Here is a 25,237-nt window from a genome sequence, read left to right on the forward strand (position 1 = left end):
CGGGGAAGAAAGCTAAGAACAGGAGATAAGGTGGAAATTCCCTCTGTAGGTGAATTTACGATTGTGCAGCTTATAACCTAAAAGGATGTAGCGTCTATGTATATAGAGCAATTGCTTTTGAAGAATTACCGGAATTACGAAGAGCTGGAATTTAACTTAGAGAATAAAGTGAACGTTATCTTGGGAGAGAATGCCCAGGGAAAGACAAATGTCATGGAGTCGATCTATGTACTGGCTATGGCGAAGTCACATAGAACATCTAACGACAAAGATCTTATTCGCTGGGATCAAGATTATGCTAAAATAGAAGGAAGGGTCCAAAAAAGCAATGGATCCCTTCCCATGCAATTAGTAATAAGCAAAAAAGGCAAAAAGGCTAAATGCAATCATATAGAGCAGCAAAGATTAAGCCAGTATGTAGGCAATATGAATGTTGTGATGTTCGCGCCTGAAGACCTCCATCTTGTAAAAGGGAGCCCTCAAGTAAGGCGTCGTTTTATTGATATGGAGATTGGGCAGGTTTCACCTGTCTATTTGCATGATATCAGCCAATATCAAAAGATTCTTCAGCAGCGGAATCATTATTTAAAGATGCTGCAGATCAAAAAGCAGACTGATCTTACCATGCTTGAGATTTTAACAGAGCAATTCATAGAAATGGCTGCAAAAATTGTTTCCAAGAGATATGAATTTCTCAAATTGCTTCAAAAATGGGCACAGCCGATACATGAAGGGATTTCAAGAGGGCTGGAAACTTTGAAAATTGAGTACAAGCCTTCCGCAGATGTATTAGAAGAACAAAATTTGTCGAAAATGGTTAAAGTATATCAAGAAAAATTCGAAAAAGTAAAAAACAGGGAAATCGACCGTGGAATCACTATGTTTGGCCCTCATCGGGACGACCTTATTTTTCATGTGAATGGACGGGACGTGCAAACTTTCGGCTCTCAGGGCCAGCAAAGGACGACGGCTCTCTCCCTTAAGCTTGCCGAAATTGAATTGATCCATTCTGAAATAGGAGAGTATCCCATTCTCCTGCTTGATGATGTCCTATCAGAACTGGATGATTTCCGCCAGTCCCACCTATTGAACACCATTCAAGGGAAGGTACAGACATTTGTCACAACGACAAGCGTCGACGGAATTGACCATCAGACACTTAAAGAGGCAGCAGCCTTCAGTGTTGAGACAGGAAGAATCAATAAGATTCAGTGAGGTGATCGCATGTATATCCATGTTGGTGAAGATGTGTTAGTCCGGGCAAGTGATATTGTGGCGATTATTGATAAAGAAAGTGCCACTTCTTCTGAATATGCACAAGAGTGCTTAGAACAGGAAGACCATTTAGTTATTAACCTCGCAAAGGGATCTTATAAGTCTGTAGTAGTAACGACTGATAAAATCTATTTTTCCCCGCTGGCTTCCGGTACGTTAAAAAAACGATCGCATAAATTAAGTGTCCAGGAGTTTTAGTAAAGTCTACAGTTTGGTGCATCTCAAAGTTTAGCCAAGCTTTTTAATAGATTATTGAAAATGGAATGCAAATGGAAAGTGTAGGTGACCGATGTGGCAATGGAGCAAAAGGCAGTGGAGGAACAATCCTATGATGAGAATCAGATACAGGTTCTGGAAGGTCTGGAAGCGGTTCGAAAGCGTCCGGGAATGTATATCGGTTCAACAAGTGCCAGAGGGCTTCACCATCTAGTATGGGAAATAGTTGATAATAGTATTGATGAAGCACTTGCTGGATACTGTTCAGAAATCAATGTCATTATCGAAAAGGATAATAGTGTGACAGTGGTTGATAATGGCCGCGGCATACCGGTGGGAATTCATGAGAAGATGGGCCGTCCGGCAGTTGAAGTCATTATGACTGTCCTTCATGCCGGAGGAAAATTCGGGGGCGGAGGATACAAAGTTTCCGGAGGCTTGCATGGTGTAGGAGCTTCTGTAGTTAATGCACTTTCAACGGAGCTGGAGGTAGTTGTCTATCGCGACGGAAAAAAATACTATCAAAAATTTGAACGTGGAGTTCCAAGTGCTGATCTCGAAGTAATTGGAGAAGCTGATCATACAGGAACAACAATTCATTTTAAGCCGGATAGTGAAATTTTCACTGAAACACTTGAATATGATTTTGAAACTCTCGCAAACCGTATCCGTGAATTGGCTTTCTTAAATAGAGGGCTAAAAATTACGATTGAGGACAAGCGTGAAGAAAACAAGAAAAATGAATATATGTACGAGGGCGGTATTAAATCGTACGTTGAACATTTGAATAGAACAAAAGAAGTTCTTCATGAGGAACCCATCTATATCGAAGGCGAACGAGAAGGGATTACTGTTGAAGTATCCATTCAGTACAATGATGGATTTACGAGCAATATTTACTCTTTTGCTAATAATATCCATACGTATGAAGGCGGTACACATGAATCCGGCTTTAAAACGGCATTAACAAGAGTCATTAATGATTACGCCAGAAAAAACGGTGTCTTTAAAGAAAGTGATGCGAACCTTTCCGGAGAAGACGTCCGAGAAGGATTAACGGCGATCGTATCAGTTAAACATCCGGATCCCCAGTTCGAAGGTCAGACAAAAACCAAGCTAGGGAACTCTGAAGTACGTACTGCAACGGACACTATTTTCTCTGAAGCTCTTGAAAAATTCATGCTGGAGAATCCAACGGTAGCAAGAAAGATTGTTGAAAAGGGTCTTATGGCTGCGAGAGCAAGACTGGCTGCCAAAAAGGCGAGGGAGCTTACGAGAAGGAAGAGTGCACTTGAAGTCTCCAGCCTTCCTGGCAAGCTGGCAGACTGTTCTTCGAAAGATCCTTCAATCAGTGAAATTTATGTGGTTGAGGGCGACTCTGCGGGCGGTTCTGCTAAGCAAGGGCGTGACCGGCATTTCCAGGCAATCCTTCCGCTAAGAGGTAAAATTCTAAATGTGGAAAAGGCCCGTTTGGATAAAATCCTTTCAAACAATGAAGTCCGTGCAATCATCACAGCGATCGGAACAAGCATCGGCGAAGATTTTGATATCTCTAAAGCCCGGTATCATAAGATTGTCATTATGACTGATGCGGATGTCGATGGAGCACATATCCGAACACTGCTTTTAACATTCTTCTACCGTTATATGAGACAGATTATTGAAGCAGGCTACATTTACATTGCCCAGCCGCCGCTTTACAAAATTCAGCAGGGAAAACGCATCGAGTATGCTTATAATGAGCGTGAGCTGGAAAAAACACTTGCTGAACTTCCAAGCCAGCCTAAGCCTGGGATCCAGCGCTACAAGGGGCTTGGGGAGATGAATCCCGGACAGCTTTGGGAAACCACAATGGATCCGGATACGAGAACACTTCTGCAGGTGAACCTTGAAGATGCCATTGAAGCTGACGAAACATTTGAAATCCTAATGGGTGACAAGGTAGAGCCGCGCCGTCATTTCATTGAGGAAAATGCGGTATATGTAAAGAATTTGGATATCTAATTGTAAAAGGAAAATTTTTGGGACCAGAAATTTTTATAGCAGTGGCGCTGCATCAGGTGCCTCAGCTTTATTTCAGGATAGGGTTTCTCTATCCTGCTTTTACATAATAAGCCATTCTTATATTTTTAGTTTATGCCCATCCTTTGCGGATTTATTAAATAAATTGCATTGACTGCTGAAACGTCTATTTCTTCAGATTAAACTTAGCAACAGTTAAACGATAAGTAACGAGAGATGCAAAAGCATCCTAAGTTTCTTTAAAGGAGGTTCCTTTAAATGGCCGACACACCTAATTCTCAAGTAAAAGAAATTAATATCAGCCAGGAAATGCGTTCATCATTCCTGGACTATGCCATGAGCGTAATTGTTTCACGTGCTCTTCCAGATGTACGGGATGGATTAAAGCCGGTTCATCGAAGGATTTTATACGCAATGCATGATTTAGGAATGCATTCAGATAAAGCATTTAAAAAATCCGCCCGTATTGTCGGAGAAGTGATCGGTAAATACCATCCACATGGAGACTCTGCTGTTTATGACACTATGGTTCGAATGGCGCAGGATTTCAACTATCGCTATATGCTGGTTGATGGTCATGGAAACTTTGGTTCTGTGGATGGCGACGCTGCTGCTGCCATGCGTTACACTGAGGCGCGTATGTCAAAAATCTCAATGGAGCTGCTGCGTGATATCAATAAAGATACAATTGATTATCAGGATAACTATGATGGTGCAGAAAAAGAACCTGTTGTGCTTCCGTCACGCTTCCCTAATCTGCTGGTAAACGGAACCTCTGGTATCGCGGTAGGTATGGCTACCAATATTCCGCCTCACCAGCTTGGAGAAGTTATTGATGGGGTTCTTGCAATCAGCCAAGAACCAGATTTAACAGTTCAAGAGCTGATGGAAATCATTCCTGGCCCGGATTTTCCTACCGCTGGATTAATTTTAGGCCGGAGTGGAATCCGCAAAGCCTACGAAACTGGACGTGGTTCCATTACATTAAGAGCTAAAGTGGAAATTGAAGAAAAGTCCAATGGGAAAGAAGTTATCATCGTTAACGAACTTCCTTACCAGGTCAATAAAGCTAAACTGATTGAAAAAATAGCAGAACTTGTCCGCGATAAGCGTATTGACGGCATTACGGATCTGCGTGATGAATCTGATCGGAATGGTATGCGTATTGTTATTGAAGTCCGCAAAGATGCCAATGCCAATGTCCTGCTGAACAATCTTTATAAGCAAACAGCCCTGCAGACAAGCTTTGGGATTAACTTGCTTGCACTTGTAGATGGCCAGCCTAAAGTACTTAATTTAAAACAGTGCCTTCAATATTATCTCGATCACCAAAAGGTTGTTATTCGCCGCCGTACTGAGTTTGAACTTAAAAAGGCTGAAGCCCGGGCACATATCTTGGAAGGTTTAAGGATTGCACTAGACCATCTTGATGAGGTTATTAATCTTATTCGCAGTTCCCAAACCACTGATATTGCACGCGAAGGCTTAATGACAAAATTCAATCTTTCCGAGAAACAGGCCCAGGCTATTCTAGACATGCGCTTACAGCGTCTAACAGGTTTGGAGCGCGAAAAGATTGAAGACGAATATTCTGGCCTTGTTGCGCTTATTGCTGAATTAAAAGCTATTTTGGCTGATGAAGAAAAAGTATTAGAGATCATCCGTGAAGAATTAAACGAGATCAAAGAGCGGTTTAATGATAAACGCCGTACCGAAATTGTTGCTGGCGGCATCGAACAAATCGAGGACGAAGATTTAATTCCGCGTGAAAATATTGTCCTCACTTTAACTCATAAAGGTTATATAAAACGGCTTCCTGTCTCGACATACCGTGCTCAAAAGCGGGGCGGCCGCGGAATCCAGGGAATGGGAACAAATGAGGATGACTTTGTGGAGCATCTCATTACCACTTCCACGCATGATACAATTCTTTTCTTCACAAATAAAGGAAAAGTGTATCGCGCCAAAGGGTATGAAATTCCTGAATTCAGCCGTACAGCAAAAGGAATTCCGATTATTAACCTTCTTGGAGTAGATAAAGATGAATGGGTTAACGCCATTATACCGGTTGAAGAGTTTGTCGACGACTGGTTCCTGTTCTTTACCACTAAGAAGGGAATCTCAAAACGCTCGCCTTTATCCTCCTTTGCGAATATAAGGAATAATGGCTTAATTGCATTGAATCTCCGCGAAGATGATGAATTGATTTCTGTACGTTTAACTGACGGCAGCAAGGAAATCATAATTGGTACAAGCCACGGTATGCTGATCCGATTCCCTGAAGAGGATGTTCGTTCTATGGGCAGAACAGCTACAGGGGTAAAAGGAATCAGTTTAAGTGGGGATGACGAAGTAGTAGGCATGGAAGTACTGGAGGAAGGCACAGAAATTCTGATTGTCACAAAAAATGGCTACGGTAAACGTACTTCTGCTGAAGAGTATCGTGTACAAGGCAGAGGCGGAAAAGGAATCAAGACATGCAATATAACAGATAAGAATGGCAGCCTTGTTTCCATGAAAGCTGTTACCGGTGAGGAAGACGCTATGCTGATTACAACGGGCGGTGTATTGATCCGCATGGCTGTAAGCGATATTTCCAAAATGGGCCGAAATACGCAAGGTGTCCGCTTGATTCGTTTAAACGAAGATACCGACGAAGCAGTCTCAACAGTAGCTAAGGTTGAGAAAGAGGATGAAAAAGGCGACGACGAACTAACGAAACCAATAGAAGATGCTGAATCTCTTTCTGAAGAAGAAGTTATTGGAGAAGGCGAAGAGTAATTTTTTCAGGAACACATTATTTGTGTTCCTTTTTTTTGTCCAATTAATGTAAAATAGTAAAAAAGACTCATTTTATATGGAGTGTGGAAACGGTGCGTGTACCTATTCAAGAATTGCAAGAAGGCTGTATTTTATCAGAAGATGTATTCAGTATGACTAATCGTCCCATCGTTAGCCGAAAAACTGTCCTTACAAGTGAACTGATCGGGATATTAAAAGCATTTTTAATTGAGGAGGCTGTGGTTGAGCGAACATTGGTTAACGGAATGGCATTTATCCCTGCTGAAGGAATTGTAGAAAATCCGAACATCTCTGAAACAAAGGAAAATGACTCCAGCTTTTTAGACACATTTTTAATTGGTGTCAAAAAATATAAAAAAGAATTCCAAGCTTGGCAGTCAGGGCTGCCGATTGATATAGCAAAAATAAGGAACATCATGATTCCGCTTATTGATAAGATGGAAAAAAGCCCTTCTGATATTTTTACTTTGCATCATTTTTCTACTAATGAAGATTATTTATTTCAGCATGCGGTTGCTGTAGGTCTTATAAGTTCGTTTATCGGAAAAAAATTAAACCTTAATAAAGGGGAGGTTGTCCAATTAGCTCTTGGAGGCTGTTTAGCGGATTCAGGAATGGCAAAAATCAGCCACGGGATTCTGCAAAAAAGCACTTCATTGAGTTCGGAAGAATTTGAAGAAATAAAAGGGCACTGCTCTCATAGTTTTAAAATGGTACAAAATCTCTCACTTTTAAGAGAGAGTACAAAGATCGGGATTATCCAGCATCATGAGCGTCTTGACGGAAGCGGTTATCCGTTTGGCGAACAAAGCAGTAAAATTAATCAAACAGGAAAAATAATCGCTGTAGCAGATGCATTTCATGCCATGACTTCCCAGCGCCTTTACAGGAGAAAACAATCTCCATTTAAAGTGCTGGAGATGCTTATTCAGGATAGCTTTGGAAAATATGATATTCAATCCATTCAGGCATTAGGATCCGGCATCATGACTTTTTCTATTGGAAGCCGTGTAAAGCTTTCAGATGGGCAAATTGGCGAGATTCTATTTGTGGATGATAAATCTCCAACAAGACCTTTAGTTAAAATTGAAGAGACAGATGAATTGGTCCATCTTGAAAAAGACCGCCAGCTATTTATAGATGAAGTATTAAAATGACCGGTTGATTCGGTCTTTTTTGTTGTTTACAAAATTATAAAATTCGCTATGTGTCATAACTTGTTAAATAGTTTATCTATGTCTAGCGCAAGCAGCCTGCCCCCCTCGTCTTGTGTTTGGGGTTCCCAGAAAAGACGTTGCCGCAGGATGTTGCGCTATTAATCTGCGTTCCTTCGTGTGCAGGGTGCCCTGCGCTTTTCTTAATTTTCGTAGAAAGTAATTCTACGTTAATATGTGAAATTATAATTTATTTTAAAAAAATACTTGCAATAAGTGTGATAGGCTGATATAATAATTCAAGTCAGCAAGAGATGAGTAATGTTAGAAAACAACTTAAAACAACTTGTTGACATTGATAATCAGAAATGATATATTAATAAAGTCGCTTCTGAGCGTCGGATTGATCTTTGAAAACTGAACGAACAAAAACGTCAACGTTAATTCTTTAGTCTTTTTTTAAAAGACAAATCGAGCTTAATCAACTCTTATATGGAGAGTTTGATCCTGGCTCAGGACGAACGCTGGCGGCGTGCCTAATACATGCAAGTCGAGCGGACGGATGGGGGACATTATAATCGACTAATTCTGGACAGGCAATACCGTCAACTTTCGGAAATTTAAGGGTGTCAAAAACAATACTATGATTTATGACGATGGAGTACAAGTTGATGAAAACATGCGTGTAGTGGAATGCCCACGTTGTGAGAATGAAGTGTTCAGTACAAATGCCGGTCACTGCAAGATTTGTGGAATATCTTTGTATAATGTTTGTGAAGGTGAACCCGAGTTTGACTCTAACGGATACCAAATCGATACAATCTATCATCAGAACCCCGGTGACGCTCGCTTTTGTGAATCCTGCGGCCGTCCTACTACTTTTAATAAAACAGGAATTCTAAAGCCGTGGGATGTGGTAAGAGAACAGGCGTTTAGTCAGCAACAACATAATTCAAATGTCATTCCAATTGATCCGTTTGCTAACCAGCAGTACCAAACGTCACCGCCGTTACCTATAAGTGATGATGACTTGCCATTCTGAAAAATTAAAATTACTATTCTCTAAAACGTAAACTTCAAATAAGCCCGCCAAGCCTCTCTAGGCCCAGCGGGTGAATACTAAAAACTCTTACTAAATCACACTATTCTTATAATTCTTCTCAAACCGCCAAACATTCCTGCACATTGCTATAATTTCACATTTTGCAGTCCAACCTAGTTCCTGCTTTGCTTTTGTCAAATAAAAGTTAACCCTCTAACACATCAGCAATTCTCTTGCTTGCGGAACCATCACCATATGGATTGCTTGCTTGACTCATTTTTTCATACTCTGTTTTATCTTCAAGAAGTAATTTAAAGGTCTTATATATATTCTCTTCATCTGTCCCAACCAGCTTTAATGTTCCAGCTGCTATACCTTCCGGGCGCTCAGTTGTATCACGCATTACCAACACTGGCTTACCTAAGCTTGGAGCTTCCTCTTGAATGCCACCACTATCAGTCAATATTAAATAAGATCTTGATAAGAAATTATGAAAATCTAATACTTCCAATGGCTCAATGATTCTTACCCTATCGTTATTTCCTAGTATTTCTTTAGCGGCTTCTCTTACTACTGGATTCATATGAATCGGATATATTGCTTTAATATCAGAATGCTCATCAACAATCCTTTTAATAGCCTTAAACATACTTCTCATTGGTACACCTAGATTTTCTCTTCGATGAGCTGTTATCATAATAAGTCTGCTGCCTGATGCCCAATCAAGTTGTTCATGAGAATAATCATCTCTAACCGTTGTCTTAAGTGCATCAATGGCAGTATTTCCTGTCACATAAATAGTAGAAGGATCTTTTCCCTCTTTTAAAAGGTTTTCTTTTGACATCTCCGTTGGCGCAAAGTTATACCCCGCCACAATTCCTACAGCTTGCCTATTAAATTCTTCTGGATATGGAGAATAAACATTGTACGTTCTAAGTCCCGCCTCTACATGTCCAACAGGAATTTGTAGATAAAAACATGCTAAAGACGTTACAAATGTAGTTGAAGTATCACCATGAACTAAAACTACATCAGGCTTCACTTCTTCTAATACATTTTTCATTTTTTCTAGGATATTTATTGTCACATCGAATAGCGTTTGTTTCGCTTTCATGATCGATAAATCAAAATCCGGGACCACACTAAATGCATCCAACACTTGATCCAACATTTCTCTATGCTGACCTGTAACACAAACAACGGTATCCAATTTATCTCGTGTTTTTAGTTCTTTAACTAAGGGACACATTTTAATAGCCTCTGGCCGTGTACCAAATACAACCATTATTTTTTTCTTCATATATATCAACCCTATCTTATATTTAAAACCTTTGTTTATTGATGACCTTATTTTAATCCTAATTTATATATCGTAATGATTTTTTTGAAAAGTATGGTAATGGTAAAAGATTCACAATAAATTAAAAGGTCACTACTAGGCTCCACAGGAACATAAAAGTGACCTTTGCTTCATATAATTATACTAAGGTTTCTACTTTTCTACTCATCTCGTATAAATTACCATAGTTATAGTATTTAATCGCTTCACTATTAATATTGGTACAATTTTTTGTATCAAAAATTACCGGATTTCTCATTTTTGAATGAATTTTCACTTCGTCTAAGCCTTTAAATTCATTATGATCAGTAAGTATTAAAATGCAATCTGCTTGATCAATTGCCTCATCAAAAGTTGATAATTTAAAGTTAACTTGAGCTTGTTTAACATGGGGATCATAAATAGACAGATTATAATTTCTTTCTTGTAATAAACTTAATACATCCATAGCTGGACTTTCACGAATATCATCAATATTTCCTTTATAAGTTAAGCCAAAAACAGCTATCTTTCCACCGCTCTCAACAATTTTATCAACATGTCGAATTACAAACTCCGGCATAGAGTTATTTATCCTTCTAGCATTAATAATAAGTGGCGACTCATCTGGAGCCTTTTCTATAATAAAATAAGGATCGACAGCCAAACAGTGACCACCAACACCCGGTCCTGGTTGATGTAAATTTACTCGTGGATGTCTATTTGCCAATTCAATTACTTCCAATGCATTTATTCCAAGTTTATCTGATATTTTTGCTAATTCATTAGCAAGAGCAATGTTTACATCACGATAAGTATTCTCCATTAGTTTTGACATTTCTGCAGTAACTGCACTTGTAACAATAATTTCTCCTGTTACAAATGAGTTATATACCTGTGCAGCCTTTTGTGCAGAAATATCATTAATCCCACCAACAATACGTGTATTTTCAACTAATTCAATTAAAATTCTCCCTGGTAATACTCGTTCTGGACAATGCGCCAAAAAGATATCTACTCCTACATTCCAACCTTCAGCCTGAATAATCGGTGCAACAAAGTCATCAATTGTACGAGGAGGAATAGTAGACTCTACAATGACTACATCACCCTTTTTCAGAAAAGGTAGGATACTCTCAGTTGCCGATTTTACGTATTCTAAATTCGCTGTATGGTCGGGATAATTAGGTGTCGGAACTGCGATAATGAAGACATCTGCATGTTCTGGTAAAGTAGCAGCTCTTAATCTATCTTCTCGAACTACTTTTTTAACTAATTCACCAAGCCCTAATTCTTCAATATGAATTTCCCCCCGGTTTAAAAGACTCACAGCATTTTCATTTATATCAACACCTACAACTTCAAATCCTGTTTTTGCAAACATTGCTGATGTAGGTAGTCCAATATATCCTAATCCAACAACACAAATCTTCTTCATATAAATTCACCCCTAGATAAATTACTTATTCATTAATACAGGTCTTAAACTTACCAATCTAGTTTCCTAGAAATGGCCCCTTTTTTTAATTCATCATTTATTACTTTATTAACTAACAAAAATGTTACTAAGTACACTATAGACATAACTAATGTATACAACCCAATTGTTAAATAGGCATTTAAGGAAAATAGTTTAGCAAACCAAAATACCCCTAAGACTAAGATCAATCTAAAAGAATCTAAGATAAGCTCTATTTTTTGCCTTTCAAATACAGAAAAAACTCTTCCAAATGGGGTAAAAATAAATCTAGTAAATACTAAAAAAGCAATTATTCTCGAATAAACCCCTGCCTCGTACCAATTATGTCCAAAAACTAATGAGAACAAAAATGGACCCAATATAATTAGTACTATTAAAGGGACTAAGCCTATAATAAATAATTTTCTAAATAACTTTTTAGTTAAATCTTTAAGCCTTTCCGGATTAGAACGGCCAATTGTGGCAGCTTCTCCATAAAAAACATCTGCGACAGCTCCCCCTATTAAAACCATAGGTAGATTTACTATTGTATGTGCCAGTGCGTAATATCCACTTACAACACTTCCATACATGGATGCTATAAATAACACTGGTAACTGAAGTCCAGCTGTATTTAATAACTGACTTGGAGCTGAGTATACGGGAAAACGAATATATCTTTTAAAACATTCTATTATATCTCTTCTATTGACTTTATTTATAAAACCTTTACTCTCTTTAATTAACGGAGTCGCTAATGTTACCGTCCCAGAACTCTGACCAAAAATGTTTCCCAGAATTAGTCCTATAGGACCAAAATGTAAGAGACCCATTAGAATTTTAATAGCATTTTGTACAACACTTTGGTTTATTTTTGTTTTTGAAAGTGATGTATAATTTTTTTTCCTCAATGCCCATTGAGTAAATATATTATATAAACCCGCGAAAAAAACACCTAACGGAATTAAATATTTATACTTAAGTATTAAATCACCAGAAATAAACCCCAGGAAAAATTCCGCCCAAAAAGTCAATGCAAAAGTAATTATTCCTACAAAAAAAGTCAAAACAAGTAAACTTAAAAAAAGTAGGTTAATCGCTTTTGTATCATTTTCAGCAATCGGAATTCCCCACTCGTATCTAAGTGAACCTATTATAACTACCATTCCTAATATTGCAGCATATACTGTAAAAACCCCATATTCTTCAGGAGTATATATTCTCGTTATTATTGGTGATAGCAATGAATTCAATAACTGTGCTCCAGCGGTACCACTAGCAATAACTGCCACACCTTTTGCAAAACTATTACTTAATATCTTCTTTATATTATTTTTCATTTTTGCACCTTATCTAACAAATTTAATACACTCTTAAAGGCTTCTTAAAAATACTACACTTTATTGCTTTTAAGTGTTTTAACTGCTTTTCTTTTTGCAATACGATTTAAAATAGGTAAAAATAAAGACAATAATAATTAATAACCATGCCACTGGACGGAGACGAGTTGCTGTTCCTACATTATCATTCGTTATGGCAATCAAGCTAATCCATATAAAAGCGTGAAGAAGGATATATGATTGAACAGGTGATAATAGGTTACCAATATAATGAATCCAACAAAATTAAATATCTCATCGGAACTTCACCTACTTAATTATGTTTCCTTTAATAAAAAAGTATAGATTTTAGCATATTTTATTTTGTTAAAAATATCACTATAATTATTTGTTATTTTCATTGAAAGATAAATTATTCTGACCTTATAAGAATTATAAAATTATCCAGTTATTACATCTTTGATAATTTCTGATGCAATTTTATGTCCACTAAAATCTTCAATTGGCTCATTCTTGACTAAATTGTTAAGTTCCTGAATTTTTTCTAGAGCATTTAGAATTGATTGCTCATTATTCTCACAAAAAATGTACCTATTATATTTCATAAATGTTTCTCTCAAATCTTCTGAATCACCATCAAGAATAAATAATATTGGTTTATTAGTTCCTGAATACTGATATATTTTTCCTGGTATTTGTGTCCCTCTTAGGTTGCTCAAATGAATTAATACGTCACTATTAGCTTCAATTTCTTTGACTTTTTTAAAATTAACTCTTCCATTTATTTTGACATTTGGAGTATCTTCTAACTTGATATCACTATTACCACATATGATTAGCTTATGTTTTGACTTATTAATACCGTTGTATAATGGTAAAATATCCCTTATCTCCTTGGAATATTCACCACAATAAGTAAGTGTCTGCCCACTATTTTTTATTTCCTTCTCTGGATAAAATTCTTTTTTAACAAAAGGTATCGGAATATACATCATTTTACCGGCATATTTTGAGTACTTATTCTGTTGATAATTTAAAGTTAGTTTAGAAACATAGACAACTCTTTTCGCATATTTAATTAATTTTTCCTCTTCTTGTCGTATCCTACTGCTTAATAATTTATTTTTTCTACTTATATCAGAAAAGAATGGATCTCCCCATATTTGTATCCAAGGTGTTTTATTCAATATATTATTCTCATACATTTTTAAAACAAATAAATGTGAAGATTTTGGATCGGAAGAAGAGATTACTATATCATACTTATTATCATCTATATTAATTTCTGACATACAATTAATAATTCCCTTTAAGTTATCATATATCTCAATTTTATTTAAAATTTTATAACCTATTTTCTTTATTAGTTTAAGTGATTTATATTTTCTTCCTATCTTTGCAATATTTTGTAATCCACTTAATTTTAAATATTTGACATTAATATCTTCATCATTAAGCACCATAGAACTATCATAACTCGGGTGGTTTTTATCATATTCTGTTGTAATCAAGTCTACTTTGTGTCCTAACTCAACTAATCCGTTAATGGTTGCCAGATTTCTTATTGATGCTGAGGTATTAATTTCTAAAGGCCGCGAAACTATAAACAGTATATTCATTTGTTCCCCTCCAATCTATATCTATACTAGTAACTGATTGTATTTTCACATAGCTTTTTTCATAAAAGAAAGCAATGTATAAATTCCAGTGGCAAAATTTAATTTTGCAAAGGTAAAAAATAAAGCCCAATGAATAGGAAAGTACCTAATAGGTAATTGTCTATATGCTTTCCTATATCTTCCCGTAGATAAAATTTTCTTTATTTCTCTAACCTTGGCAATACCGCTTTTGTCACTGTCTAGTATATTAAGTCCTAAACCTATAATACTTAGAGCAATCCTATTATTTAAAGCTGTATGATGTATGTTATCAAGGTTTTGTTGCATTATATATGTTTCCATAACATCAAATAAATGCTGCCATTGGTGATACTTTTCTGTATTATATTTTGTAGTTATGGATTCAGTATTTGACTTCCTATAATGATAAAAGTATTTATTTATAAAAACAGCTTTTTCAACATACTTAAATAGTTGAAGATTAAATAGTCCATCCTCCCCCGTTCCAATTTTTTTTATATCATAAAGTTCAATATTATTCTCTTTAATCAAGCTAGTTTTATATAATTTCATGCAAACAGGGTTCAAGGATTCCATATTTTCAGGTTTAGATAGTTCTTTACCTAACGGACCTAAATAAAATCTGAAAAGTTTTTCTTTAACCTCTTCCTTATCAAATTCTATTAGATTTTCAGTAAAAATAACCTTTGGTTTTGATTGTTCTTGGTATTCTCTTACATATGACCACATAACTACATCCGCCATATAGTCTTTTGCAATACGGTATGCAGTTTCACAAGTTTCTAAATCAAGCCAATCATCACTGTCAACAAACATAATATATTTTCCGCGACTTATCTTCATACCTGTATTTCTAGCCCCAGATGCCCCGGTATTTTTTTGACTTACTACTACTATTCTGTGATCATTTTTGGCATACTCTTCAAGGATTCTTCCACTATTATCGGTACTTTCATCATCCACACATATTATCTCAATGTCAGTAAATGTCTGTCTAATTAAGCTATCAAGACATTTCCTAAGATACTTTTCTGCGTTATATATAGGTATTATGATACTAATAACAGGACATTTGTTTATCATATACTTACTCCATTTTTTTGTTTATTAAATTACTACAGCAGGATATAAAGATTTAGAAAATAGCCATAGTAATAAAATTTTATGCTGTTTCCATAACTTCTGTATAAATTCTTGCCATTATTTTTTTCACATTACGTGTATCAAACTTACTTGCAACTTCAACATTATTTTTCCCAATTATTTCTCTTAGATCTTTATCCTTGGCTAACTTATCCATTGCTTTAGAGAAGCCATCAACATCATAGGGCTCTAGACAGAATCCAGTTTCCCCATTTACCGTATAATCCCTTATGCCATTTATATAAGAGGAAATTAATGGTAATCCCCCTGCCATACCCTCAAGAGCTGCAATACCGAGCCCTTCTCTTTGTGAGGGGAACACATAAATATCTGCACACTTAATAAGCTCTGCTATATCTTTTCTAAATCCTAGAAATAATATTTTATCTGATACACCAAGTTCTTTAGATAGATTCTTTAGATATTGTTCTAAATCGCCTGAACCACATATTACATAATACAGATTTTTATGCTCTGCTTTTGCAAGAGCTCTAATTGCGACTTCATGGTTTTTTCTACTGCCTAGTTCACCTACAGATAGCAACATAATTGCATCATTTGGCACACCAATTTCCAGACGTTTTGAATATATATCTATGTTTATATGGTTAAACACTTCTGTATCAAGTCCTATACCTGGTATATACTCAACTTTTTTTGCATTAAACTTCTGTGCTAAGTTATAGTCTTCCTTATTAATAGTAATAAGTCTATCAGTATATCGAGCTAAAAATCGTTCAACAGGATAATACAATACCCAGTCCTTAAACGGTCCTCCTTTATAAAAATGGAATCCATGAGCAGTATAAATTAGTTTGGTTCCTGTTTCACTCTTTGTTGCATTGTTTGCTAATCTTGATAACACACTACCCATTGGGGTGTGACAATGAATAATATCATACTTCTCTCGTTTCAATAATTCCTTGAGTTGTTTATAGGCTCCTATATTCTTAACACTATATGGTGACCTTTCAATTGGTAAAATATGCTTTTTATCGTAGTATGGTAAATTTAAATCTCCATTTGCTGCTACATGTACTTCCCATCCCTTATCCTGGAACCACTTCATATAAGGTAAATGGAAAGCTTTAAAATGCAGCATAACTGTTGCCACAAATAATACTTTCATTGTTTATCTTTCCTCCAACTATAAGTTTTCAAATTTTCCTTACCGGAATCCCTACATAGGTTCCAGGCCTGTCGATACTCTTAACCACAACAGAACCAGCACCCACTTTGCATCCACTGGTGATGTTTACGTTATTACTTACCACACTACCAATACCTAACCAAGAACCTTTTCCTACCTTAACTGTTCCTGCTAAATGCACGCCTGGCGATATATGAACAAAATCTTCAATTTTATTATCATGGTCTACTGTAGAACCAGTATTAATGATGCAGCCTTTCCCAATGCTTGTACAACAGTTAATAACCACTCCTGCCATAACCACTGTCCCAAATCCTACCTCTACTTGTTCTCCAACCACTGCATTAGGATGAATCAAAACAGGGATACTGGCACCAAATGTTTCAAGCATCTCATGAATCCTTTGTCTCGTAGTGTTATTACCAATACCAACAAATATTTCATACTCATCTATATGTGTAAAAACATCATCTGAAGTGCCAATGACTTCTAAACCCATTGATGTTTTAATGCTTTTATCGTCATCTAAAAAAGCAATGCTCTGCCATCTATTCATTTTCAATGCAATATCTGCAACAACTTTTCCGTGGCCGCTAGCTCCAATTATTAAAAGTTTGTTTTTCATATTTCCATTCTTTCCTTTTTGGTTCCCTTAAATGGCTCAATCGTAGCAGCAGTTTCTGAATTAATGCCCTCTCTGACGAAAACCTTTTTTATGGTTAAAAAAATTATCTTCCAATCTTCAATGAATCGTACATTGTCGACATACTCAACATCGAGATTAAATTTATCTTCCCAACTAATCGCATTTCTACCACTAACCTGCGCCAAACCAGATAGCCCAGGTCTTACTTCATGACGTCGTTTTTGATGATTGTTATACAACGGTAAATACTGCACCAATAATGGCCTAGGGCCAATAATGGACATATCACCCCTCAAAATATTAAAAAGTTCCGGCAGTTCATCAAGTGAGGTTGATCTTAATAGCTTCCCAAACTTCGTCAGCCTAATACTATCAGGCAGTAACTCACCTTTATCATCTCTTTCATCCGTCATAGTCCTAAACTTATACATCATAAAAATCTCTTCATTCACCCCCGGTCGTTTCTGCTTAAATAGCACAGGGCTGCCTAACTTCGTTCTCACAAGTAATGCAACTATTAGTAATACCGGACTCAGAACAATAATAGCTATTAAAGAAAGTATAAAATCCATCGGTCTTTTTACAAACTTTCTATAAATACCACATTTGGAGTTCTTCATTATTCTAACCACAACCCTTTAATAGTCTTAACGACTCTTTCTAAGTCCTCATCCGTCATCTTCGTATCAGATGGCAAGCATACACCATTCTCAAACAATTTCTCCGATACACTTTCACCAATAAAGTCATATTTCTCAAAGAAAGGCTGTATATGCATTGGTTTCCATACTGGTCTTGACTCGATGTTTTCAGCTTCCAATGCTTCAAATATATCAATAGGCCTTACTTTACCAGACAATGTTATCGAGCTTAACCAATAATTTGGTTCATCCCATTCATTGCTAGGCATGAATTCAATGCCTTCAAGCCCACCAAGCTCTCTTTTATAAAACTCAAAAATATAGTTCTTCTTGGCAACTCTTTTATTTAACACTTTAAGCTGTCCTCTACCAATCCCAGCAACAACATTACTCATACGATAATTAAATCCTAATTCGCTATGTTGATAGTGTCTTGCTTGATCTCTGGATTGAGTTGCCCAGAATCTTACCTTCGCAATTCGTTCTTCATTATTAGAAACTAGCATTCCACCACCAGAAGTTGTGATAATCTTGTTTCCATTAAAAGAGAAGATACCATAGTCACCGAAAGTCCCGGTATGCTTACCCTTATAGTAAGTACCTAAAGACTCAGCGGCATCTTCTATAACCGCTACGTTATGTTTCTTACAGATCTCCATAATTTTGTCCATATCTGCAGACAAACCATATAGATGAACGACCAGAACCGCCTTTACTTCTGGATATTTTTCAAATGCTTCTTCTAGTGCTTTTGGACTCATGTTCCAAGATTCATAATCACTATCGATAAATACAGGAATAGCATTTTGATAGATGATTGGATTTGCAGTAGCAGAGAAAGTAAGTGTTGGACAGAATACAATATCACCTTCTCCGACTCCTGCTGCTTTAAGAGCTAGATGAATAGCAGCTGTTCCTGAAGACAGTGCTGCAGCAGCTTTAGAACCAACCTTCTCAGCAAGCTCTCTTTCAAATCCATTTACGTTTTCACCAAGGGGTGCAATCCAGTTTGTATCAAAAGCTTCCTTTACATATTGCATTTCATAACCTTCATCACTCATATGTGGCGAAGAGAGGAATATTCTTTCTTTCACTTTTGTTGATTCCATCATCTAGACTTCCTTCCCTTGTTAAGTTAATATTTTAGTGGATTAGGACTTAATTAGGAGATCTACCTCTAACCAACTACTAAACCACTAAAATTGTTATCTACTACTGATAGCCACCTCGTAATATCTATTCAATCTACCAATCAAATACGAAATAGATATTCACTTCATAACCACTCTAAACCGAGTTTCTTCCTATTATATAAACCATTCAATCAATCTATAATTCTCACTAAAAACGCCTCAAACCCTTATCCCGCACTTATCCCGCAAGGTTTCTAACGTTGAATCTAACTACGATAGTCAGTTCCCCACCACCATCCAATCCAACTATAGTGCTGCTCCTACAAATAAGGCACATCGCCATCATCTTCATCAAGATCCCTACCACCATCTAAATCCTCAGAATGCAAACTGCATTGAACTCTCTCATCCACATAACTGATAACCCCGCCCTCAGGACAAATTTCTCCATCATAAGAATGCAAATATTGTACAAACACTGCATTCGAATGCTCTACAGACTCTAACTCCAAATAAGCTTCATAATGTCTTTCCACCTCAGAAACATTAACATGACAGACATCAACCTTTGACGTTTCAATAATGCCAAGTACAGAAGGCATCGCAATTGTTGCAATTATACCTAAAATAGCAATAACCACAATTACTTCAACCAAAGTAAATCCTTTTATATCCTTATAATTCACCTCTCTCTCTCCTCCCAACTAACTAACAACCCCTTAATCTTTATGCCATCTAGCCCCTCAAAAAAAACTCGAAGAGCTCACCCCTAAAACATAACAAATCAAAAAAAACATCACGTTTGCACCAAACACAAGAACCCTAGATACACCCAATAAAAAAGGCATATCTAGAATTCCCCCATGATCATCTTATCTCTGTCTTAACGCTCAATGATCTTGAATTCACTCAGCCTTTCATCCATAAACCGAACCAACTCATCCCTTAAGCCTTCATCTTTCAAGGCCATCTCAATCGTCGTTTTAATAAACCCAAACTTCTCCCCGACATCATAACGTACCCCTTCAAAATCATAGGCAAATACACGCTGGATTTGGTTCAGCTTCTGAATCGCATCTGTCAGCTGAATCTCACCGCCTGCTCCAAGCTCGTGCTGTTCTAGGAACAGGAAGATCTCTGGAGTTAAAATATACCGGCCCATAATCGCAAGATTGGAAGGAGCAGTCCCCTGCTTTGGTTTTTCAACAAAATGATTCACCTGATACCGTCGTCCACTTTGATCCGAAGGATCAATAATCCCATATCGATGAGTCTCTTCAGCTGACACTGTCTGCACCCCAATCACAGACGAAAGCGTACTCTCATACTCATCCATCAACTGACGCAGACAAGGTGTATCACTCTGGACAATATCATCCCCAAGCAGCACGGCAAACGGCTCATCCCCGATAAACTTACGCGCACACCATACGGCATGCCCAAGCCCTTTAGGCTCTTTCTGCCGAATATAATGAATATCCACCTTCGAAGGCTCCTTCACCTTCTCAAGCAAATCAAATTTCTGCTTTTTCATTAAATTCTCTTCCAGCTCAAAGGAATGATCAAAATGATCCTCAATTGCCCGCTTCCCTTTACCAGTAACAATAATAATATCCTCAATCCCCGATGCCACAGCCTCTTCCACTATGTACTGAATGGTCGGCTTATCTACAATCGGCAGCATTTCTTTCGGCATCGCCTTAGTCGCCGGCAAAAACCTCGTGCCTAACCCCGCAGCTGGAATAATCGCCTTTCTTACTTTCTTCATATTAAAATCCTCCTCAACTATCAAAAAGTCTTTTTTCAACCTGAAAGGGTTAATGACCCTACACAACCCGAAAGATAGATCTGGCAGGAATGTTCTTCTTCTAACAGGAGCCCAATTAGCGACCATCCAAAATCCCTCAGTTCAAGACCCTGAAGGGGGCATGGTAAAATTTCCCGTCTGAAGAATAACAGCTATTTACTCCATCCCAACAGCCACTTTATTCCCTCGTCTATTCGCCAAATTCAACACAAACTCCCTAATCTCTTCACTGCTCATATCCCCAAACCGCTCAATCAAATAATGAACCTCATCTTCCTGATCCAAAACAGCCTTCCCAATAAAAATCTTCGGAAACACCGCTTCCTTATGAACTTCTTTTTCATTCAAAAGTTCCTCATACATCTTCTCCCCAGGACGGATCCCCGAGAACTTAATCCCGATTTCCTCTTCAGAATAACCCGAAAGTTTGATTAGGTTCTTAGCCAAATCCACAATCTTAACCGGCTCACCCATATCAAGCACAAATATCTCTCCGCCGCGGGCGAGTGCCCCAGCTTGCATCACAAGCCTAGATGCTTCCGGTATCGTCATAAAATACCTCGTCATATCCGGATGTGTAACCGTAACCGGCCCGCCTGCCTGAATCTGCTTTTTAAAGAGCGGAATCACACTGCCACGGCTTCCAAGCACATTCCCAAACCGCACTGCCACAAACTTGGTCGCACTGTGCTTGTCCAGCTCCTGAATCACCATCTCCGCAATCCGCTTCGTTGATCCCATTACATTCGTTGGATTTACAGCTTTATCAGAAGAAACAAGGACGAAATTCTCCGCCCCGAAGATATCCGCCGCCTCCGCAACGTTTTTGGTCCCCAAAACATTATTTTTCACAGCTTCCTTCGGATTGTATTCCATCAAAGGCACATGCTTATGTGCCGCCGCATGGTACACAACTTCCGGCTTATACGCTTCCATCACTTCAAATATCCGGTACCTATCCTGTATATCAGCAATGACCGGCACAATCTCCATTTCATCTTTATGCTTATTCTTTAGCTCCATATCAATGAGATAAATCGAGTTCTCCCCATGCCCTAGCAGAACGAGCTTCTTCGGATTGAACTTGCACACCTGCCGGCAGATTTCAGACCCAATTGATCCGCCTGCGCCTGTAACTAAAACCGTTTTCCCGGTCAATTTCACCGAAATACTTTCCATATCCAGCTTAACAGGTTCCCGGCCCAAGAGGTCTTCCACCTCGACATCCCGGAATTGGTTAACGGATACATTACCGAGCATAACATCCTCAATCATCGGCATGATGACTGTCTTGGCCTTTGTACCGGCACATTCCGCATAAATGCGCTTCATTTCTTCTTTATGAAGAGACGGAATCGCAATCACAATTTTATCAATATTTAAGGTTTCCACCGTCTTTTTAATCTGTTTAAAGTCACCCACAACAGGTAAGCCAAGTATATGTAGCCTATACTTTTTCGGATCATCATCAATAAATGCGACCGGCAAAATTTCTGTGTCTCTATTTTTAATCAGCTGCCTCGCAAGCATGGTTCCAGCAGCACCAGCGCCAATAATCAGCGCCCGCTTTAGCTCTACCCGGGGCTTAATATAGCGGTCCCGGTATACACGCCAGGAAAAACGCGAACCACCGATTAGAAGAACATGCATCATCCACGCAAGCATTAGCGCCCTGAAATACGTATCCTCAACCAATAGCTGCTGCACAATCCCTGTAGTCATGATGGACAGGCTGACTGCCTTTACAATGGCAACCAACTCACCCACGCTTGCATATTCCCATGCTTTGTTATATAAACGATAAAGAGAAGCAAACAAATGATGGCTAATAAGAAGTGTAATCGAACTAATTAAGATAAATTCCGATTTGAAAATCTCAAGTGTCGGATGAAGTGTGAGCACACTTACATAAATCGCTGATAATACAATCAACGAATCCAATAAAACCAAAAATGTCAGCCTTTTTTGATAGGTCAACCAAAAAGCCCCCTTTTAATTCTTCTATCCGTATCCATCACGATTGGATGGTTGATGAGTACTAACCAATAAATACCTAACGGAAAAACACGCAAAAAAGGCATGTACTTCCGTTATATATTTAAAAAGTGGGCATCGAACCCGCCCTCACACCATGCCCCTGACAACAAACGTGTCTAAGGCGGATTGCTCCCCCCACAGCATGGCCGAGTGCCTCCGTTGATAACGGCCAGGAGGCATCGCCATAGATCAATTATAGAATAGAACCTGCTTGAAAAATCAGAAGGGGCATTCTGCTGGATTCTAAAATGTCCCCCTCACGCAACGCAGGCCTTTTTACCTATACGAAAAATAAATAGAATGTAAAGAAAAATCCGCTTTGAAGGGAGTGATTTTAAAACAACCCCAAAAACTTCTTTCTCTTTACTCTCTCGGGGATTTCCTTCATGACGTTTCTCCCGTTTACAAGCAGCTCTGCATTCTCTGTAAACAGATAGACCATATCATCTCCAAACTTAGAATCTACTAAGTCAATGGCTTCTGCCATCATGAAGGAACGACTTTTTAGATTGTGAGCATCAGATGCTATGAAATGAGTTAAATTCGCTTCGATTAATTGATGTGAAAAGCTTTTGATTTTTTTTCCGAAATAGCCACATAAACTACCGGCAGTCACCTGGGTAAGGGCGCCTTTTTTTACAAGCTGATAAAGCCTGTCAGGGCGTTCAATCAGTTCAGAATTCCGTTCAGGGTGAACAATGATCGGCACTAGTTCCTTCATCTGTATATCAAACAAAAGCTGTTCCGTATATCGGGGCACATGCCCGGAAGGAAGTTCGATGAAGACATACTGTGACTCAGCCAGCGGCAGCAATTCATCTTTTTGATAGTCTTCGAGATATTCTCCGTATATTCTAGTTTCCTGTCCAGCCAATAGCTTAAGGGGTATTCCTTCTCCCTGAATCGCAGCATTTGCTTCCCTTACCATTTGGATAATATCTGTTTTTGTATTTTCATATTTTCCGTTTTTATGGTGTGGAGTTGCGATAATTGTGTGAATCCCTTCCTCGACGGCTTTCTTCGCCATCCCGATCGTTTCACTCATATGCTTAGCCCCATCGTCAATACCCGGCAAAATATGACAGTGTATATCAATCATTTCGGTATTCCCCCATTTTTCTAGCCATTCCTTTTAATCATACATTATCCAAATAAGGCTTTGAAGGATGCCTTTGTCGCATTCTGTTTCATTTTCTGCAAATCATGAAATATTATAGCATATTTATAGATAAAAAGAAGGGTTATTGAATAATATGGAAATTCCTTGGTGAAGATGTCGATTAATCCGTTTATACTGTTTGAATTAAGAAATGAAGAATCTCTATCTATCCCACTTAATAAACCTTCTCTATTTTACCAGCAAATTGTAAAGAATTTGAAGCACCATTGTCACATTGGCATAAATTACATTATGCATGGCGAAGTGAAACCCCTTCCATAATCAGGTTTTGATTTCAATGAGTAACAGCGGTACAATCATTAGGATATAAGCATCAAAAGGAGGCATCACTTTGAGAGTCGTACTTACATTTTTATTAGCGATATGCTGTATCGCCGTTATTATAGCAGGAAGTCAGCACTGGAATAATAGAAGCTTCGATCTTCGCCAAAACCAGATAAAGGAATATGGACAAGGTGGTACAGATCCACTATTGAACTATGCCAGCAATTGGCCAAAAGAAAGCTATCAGCAATTTGAAAACCTCTTACAAAAAAAGAAACCATTTAAAATTCAAATTGCCGGGTCCGCAGCTATGGGAAAAGGAGAAGATTCCTGGCCTGAAATGGTAGAAGAAGAACTTATCAAGACCTACGGAAAAGCTGTTGAGGTGAAAATAAACAGGTATGATCTAAATTCCCTCGAATTTATTCAGCAAAACAAGCAGAAAGAACTCATTGATTCTTTTGCTAACTTAATACTCTTTGAACCGTTTTTTCTAAAAAATAATGGAGAGATAGCCATTGAGGATACCCTGCTGAGCCTGGATACAATTATTAATGAAGTAAAGCAGGCTAATCCGAAAACCGTCTTTGTGCTCCAGCCCGCTCACCCATTATTTAACGCAAACTATTATCCCCTGCAAGTAGAGGAACTAAAACAGTATGCCGAAGACAACAAGATTCCGTTTCTAAATCATTGGAAAGCCTGGCCCGATCAACAGGATGAAAGCCTTATCGCCTATTTATCAGAAGACAATAATGAGCCCAGCAAAAAGGGACATCAGATCTGGGCAGAGTTCATCACTAATTATTTCATTAATAAGGAGTAGAACATCATAGGATCCTGGACAAAAGCGTCAGGCATTTCAGTCCGCATGTTCATGCCGGAAAAAAGAATTTGAAAGGGTCTTCCCTTTTACACCATTTTAACTTCAGCACGGATGAATTACGCCAAGTAACTTAATACCTGCT

General features: G+C 37.9%; 20 protein-coding genes. 7 read left to right on the top strand and 13 right to left on the bottom strand.

Going from position 1 to position 25,237, the window contains the following annotated elements; genetic code table 11:
• The first annotated feature begins 96 nt into the window (after positions 1-96).
• From recF to NCCP133_RS05775, 6 genes are all read left to right on the top strand, one after another.
• A complete protein-coding gene (gene recF / locus NCCP133_RS05750) occupies positions 97-1,215 on the top strand; it encodes a DNA replication/repair protein RecF (RefSeq protein WP_264803987.1) in 1,119 nt (372 codons plus the stop codon).
• A 9-nt stretch (positions 1,216-1,224) separates the two neighbouring features.
• Positions 1,225-1,473 (top strand): extracellular matrix regulator RemB, encoded by a 249-nt coding sequence (gene remB / locus NCCP133_RS05755; RefSeq protein ID WP_264803988.1) that lies wholly within the window; start codon positions 1,225-1,227, stop codon positions 1,471-1,473.
• Between the two features lie 99 nt (positions 1,474-1,572).
• Positions 1,573-3,495 (top strand): DNA topoisomerase (ATP-hydrolyzing) subunit B, encoded by a 1,923-nt coding sequence (gene gyrB / locus NCCP133_RS05760; protein ID WP_264804217.1) that lies wholly within the window; start codon positions 1,573-1,575, stop codon positions 3,493-3,495.
• Between the two features lie 276 nt (positions 3,496-3,771).
• The gene (gene gyrA / locus NCCP133_RS05765) at positions 3,772-6,294 is read left to right on the top strand and encodes a DNA gyrase subunit A (RefSeq protein WP_264803989.1); all 2,523 of its coding nucleotides are present in this window, start codon (positions 3,772-3,774) and stop codon (positions 6,292-6,294) included.
• A gap of 92 nt (positions 6,295-6,386) precedes the next feature.
• Positions 6,387-7,472 (top strand): HD-GYP domain-containing protein, encoded by a 1,086-nt coding sequence (locus NCCP133_RS05770; RefSeq protein WP_264803990.1) that lies wholly within the window; start codon positions 6,387-6,389, stop codon positions 7,470-7,472.
• A gap of 640 nt (positions 7,473-8,112) precedes the next feature.
• Positions 8,113-8,511: a hypothetical protein gene (locus NCCP133_RS05775; RefSeq protein ID WP_264803991.1), complete on the top strand. Its 399-nt coding sequence runs from the start codon at positions 8,113-8,115 to the stop codon at positions 8,509-8,511.
• 205 nt (positions 8,512-8,716) lie between these two features.
• On the opposite strand, the gene wecB is transcribed toward NCCP133_RS05775, so the two are convergent.
• The 13 genes from wecB to NCCP133_RS05840 form a co-directional block, all read right to left on the bottom strand.
• The gene (gene wecB, locus NCCP133_RS05780; protein WP_264803992.1) at positions 8,717-9,811 is read right to left on the bottom strand and encodes a non-hydrolyzing UDP-N-acetylglucosamine 2-epimerase; all 1,095 of its coding nucleotides are present in this window, start codon (positions 9,809-9,811) and stop codon (positions 8,717-8,719) included.
• A gap of 178 nt (positions 9,812-9,989) precedes the next feature.
• On the bottom strand, positions 9,990-11,267 hold the full coding sequence (locus tag NCCP133_RS05785; protein WP_264803993.1) for a nucleotide sugar dehydrogenase: 1,278 nt from the start codon (positions 11,265-11,267) through the stop codon (positions 9,990-9,992).
• A gap of 50 nt (positions 11,268-11,317) precedes the next feature.
• Positions 11,318-12,628 carry a lipopolysaccharide biosynthesis protein gene (locus NCCP133_RS05790; protein ID WP_264803994.1) on the bottom strand — a complete coding sequence of 437 codons (1,311 nt, stop codon included), beginning with the start codon at positions 12,626-12,628 and terminating at the stop codon, positions 11,318-11,320.
• 440 nt (positions 12,629-13,068) lie between these two features.
• Positions 13,069-14,247, bottom strand: a complete 1,179-nt coding sequence (locus tag NCCP133_RS05795; protein ID WP_264803995.1) for a hypothetical protein — start codon at positions 14,245-14,247, stop codon at positions 13,069-13,071.
• Between the two features lie 45 nt (positions 14,248-14,292).
• Positions 14,293-15,351, bottom strand: a complete 1,059-nt coding sequence (locus tag NCCP133_RS05800) for a glycosyltransferase family 2 protein (protein WP_264803996.1) — start codon at positions 15,349-15,351, stop codon at positions 14,293-14,295.
• Positions 15,352-15,430: 79 nt separating this feature from the next.
• A complete protein-coding gene (locus NCCP133_RS05805) occupies positions 15,431-16,540 on the bottom strand; it encodes a glycosyltransferase family 4 protein (protein WP_264803997.1) in 1,110 nt (369 codons plus the stop codon).
• Positions 16,541-16,568: 28 nt separating this feature from the next.
• Positions 16,569-17,186: an acetyltransferase gene (locus NCCP133_RS05810; RefSeq protein ID WP_264803998.1), complete on the bottom strand. Its 618-nt coding sequence runs from the start codon at positions 17,184-17,186 to the stop codon at positions 16,569-16,571.
• On the bottom strand, positions 17,183-17,827 hold the full coding sequence (locus NCCP133_RS05815; protein ID WP_309298037.1) for a sugar transferase: 645 nt from the start codon (positions 17,825-17,827) through the stop codon (positions 17,183-17,185). The genes NCCP133_RS05810 and NCCP133_RS05815 overlap by 4 nt, the downstream gene beginning before the upstream one ends.
• A complete protein-coding gene (locus tag NCCP133_RS05820; protein ID WP_264804219.1) occupies positions 17,827-18,942 on the bottom strand; it encodes a DegT/DnrJ/EryC1/StrS family aminotransferase in 1,116 nt (371 codons plus the stop codon). Before NCCP133_RS05820 ends, NCCP133_RS05815 begins: the two co-directional genes overlap by 1 nt.
• Positions 18,943-19,301: 359 nt before the next feature.
• Entirely contained in the window at positions 19,302-19,667 is a 366-nt protein-coding gene (locus NCCP133_RS05825; RefSeq protein ID WP_264803999.1) for a type II secretion system protein, read from the bottom strand.
• 197 nt (positions 19,668-19,864) lie between these two features.
• The gene (gene galU, locus NCCP133_RS05830; protein WP_264804000.1) at positions 19,865-20,749 is read right to left on the bottom strand and encodes a UTP--glucose-1-phosphate uridylyltransferase GalU; all 885 of its coding nucleotides are present in this window, start codon (positions 20,747-20,749) and stop codon (positions 19,865-19,867) included.
• A gap of 195 nt (positions 20,750-20,944) precedes the next feature.
• Positions 20,945-22,765 (bottom strand): polysaccharide biosynthesis protein, encoded by a 1,821-nt coding sequence (locus NCCP133_RS05835; RefSeq protein ID WP_264804001.1) that lies wholly within the window; start codon positions 22,763-22,765, stop codon positions 20,945-20,947.
• A gap of 394 nt (positions 22,766-23,159) precedes the next feature.
• The gene (locus tag NCCP133_RS05840; RefSeq protein WP_264804002.1) at positions 23,160-23,924 is read right to left on the bottom strand and encodes a tyrosine-protein phosphatase; all 765 of its coding nucleotides are present in this window, start codon (positions 23,922-23,924) and stop codon (positions 23,160-23,162) included.
• Between the two features lie 412 nt (positions 23,925-24,336).
• Here NCCP133_RS05840 and NCCP133_RS05845 point away from each other — a divergent pair, with 412 nt between their 5' ends.
• Positions 24,337-25,095: an SGNH/GDSL hydrolase family protein gene (locus tag NCCP133_RS05845; protein WP_264804003.1), complete on the top strand. Its 759-nt coding sequence runs from the start codon at positions 24,337-24,339 to the stop codon at positions 25,093-25,095.
• Positions 25,096-25,237 lie beyond the last annotated feature (142 nt).

The sequence above is a fragment of the Cytobacillus sp. NCCP-133 genome (genome assembly GCF_026011715.1).
Taxonomy (GTDB): domain Bacteria; phylum Bacillota; class Bacilli; order Bacillales; family Cytobacillaceae; genus Cytobacillus.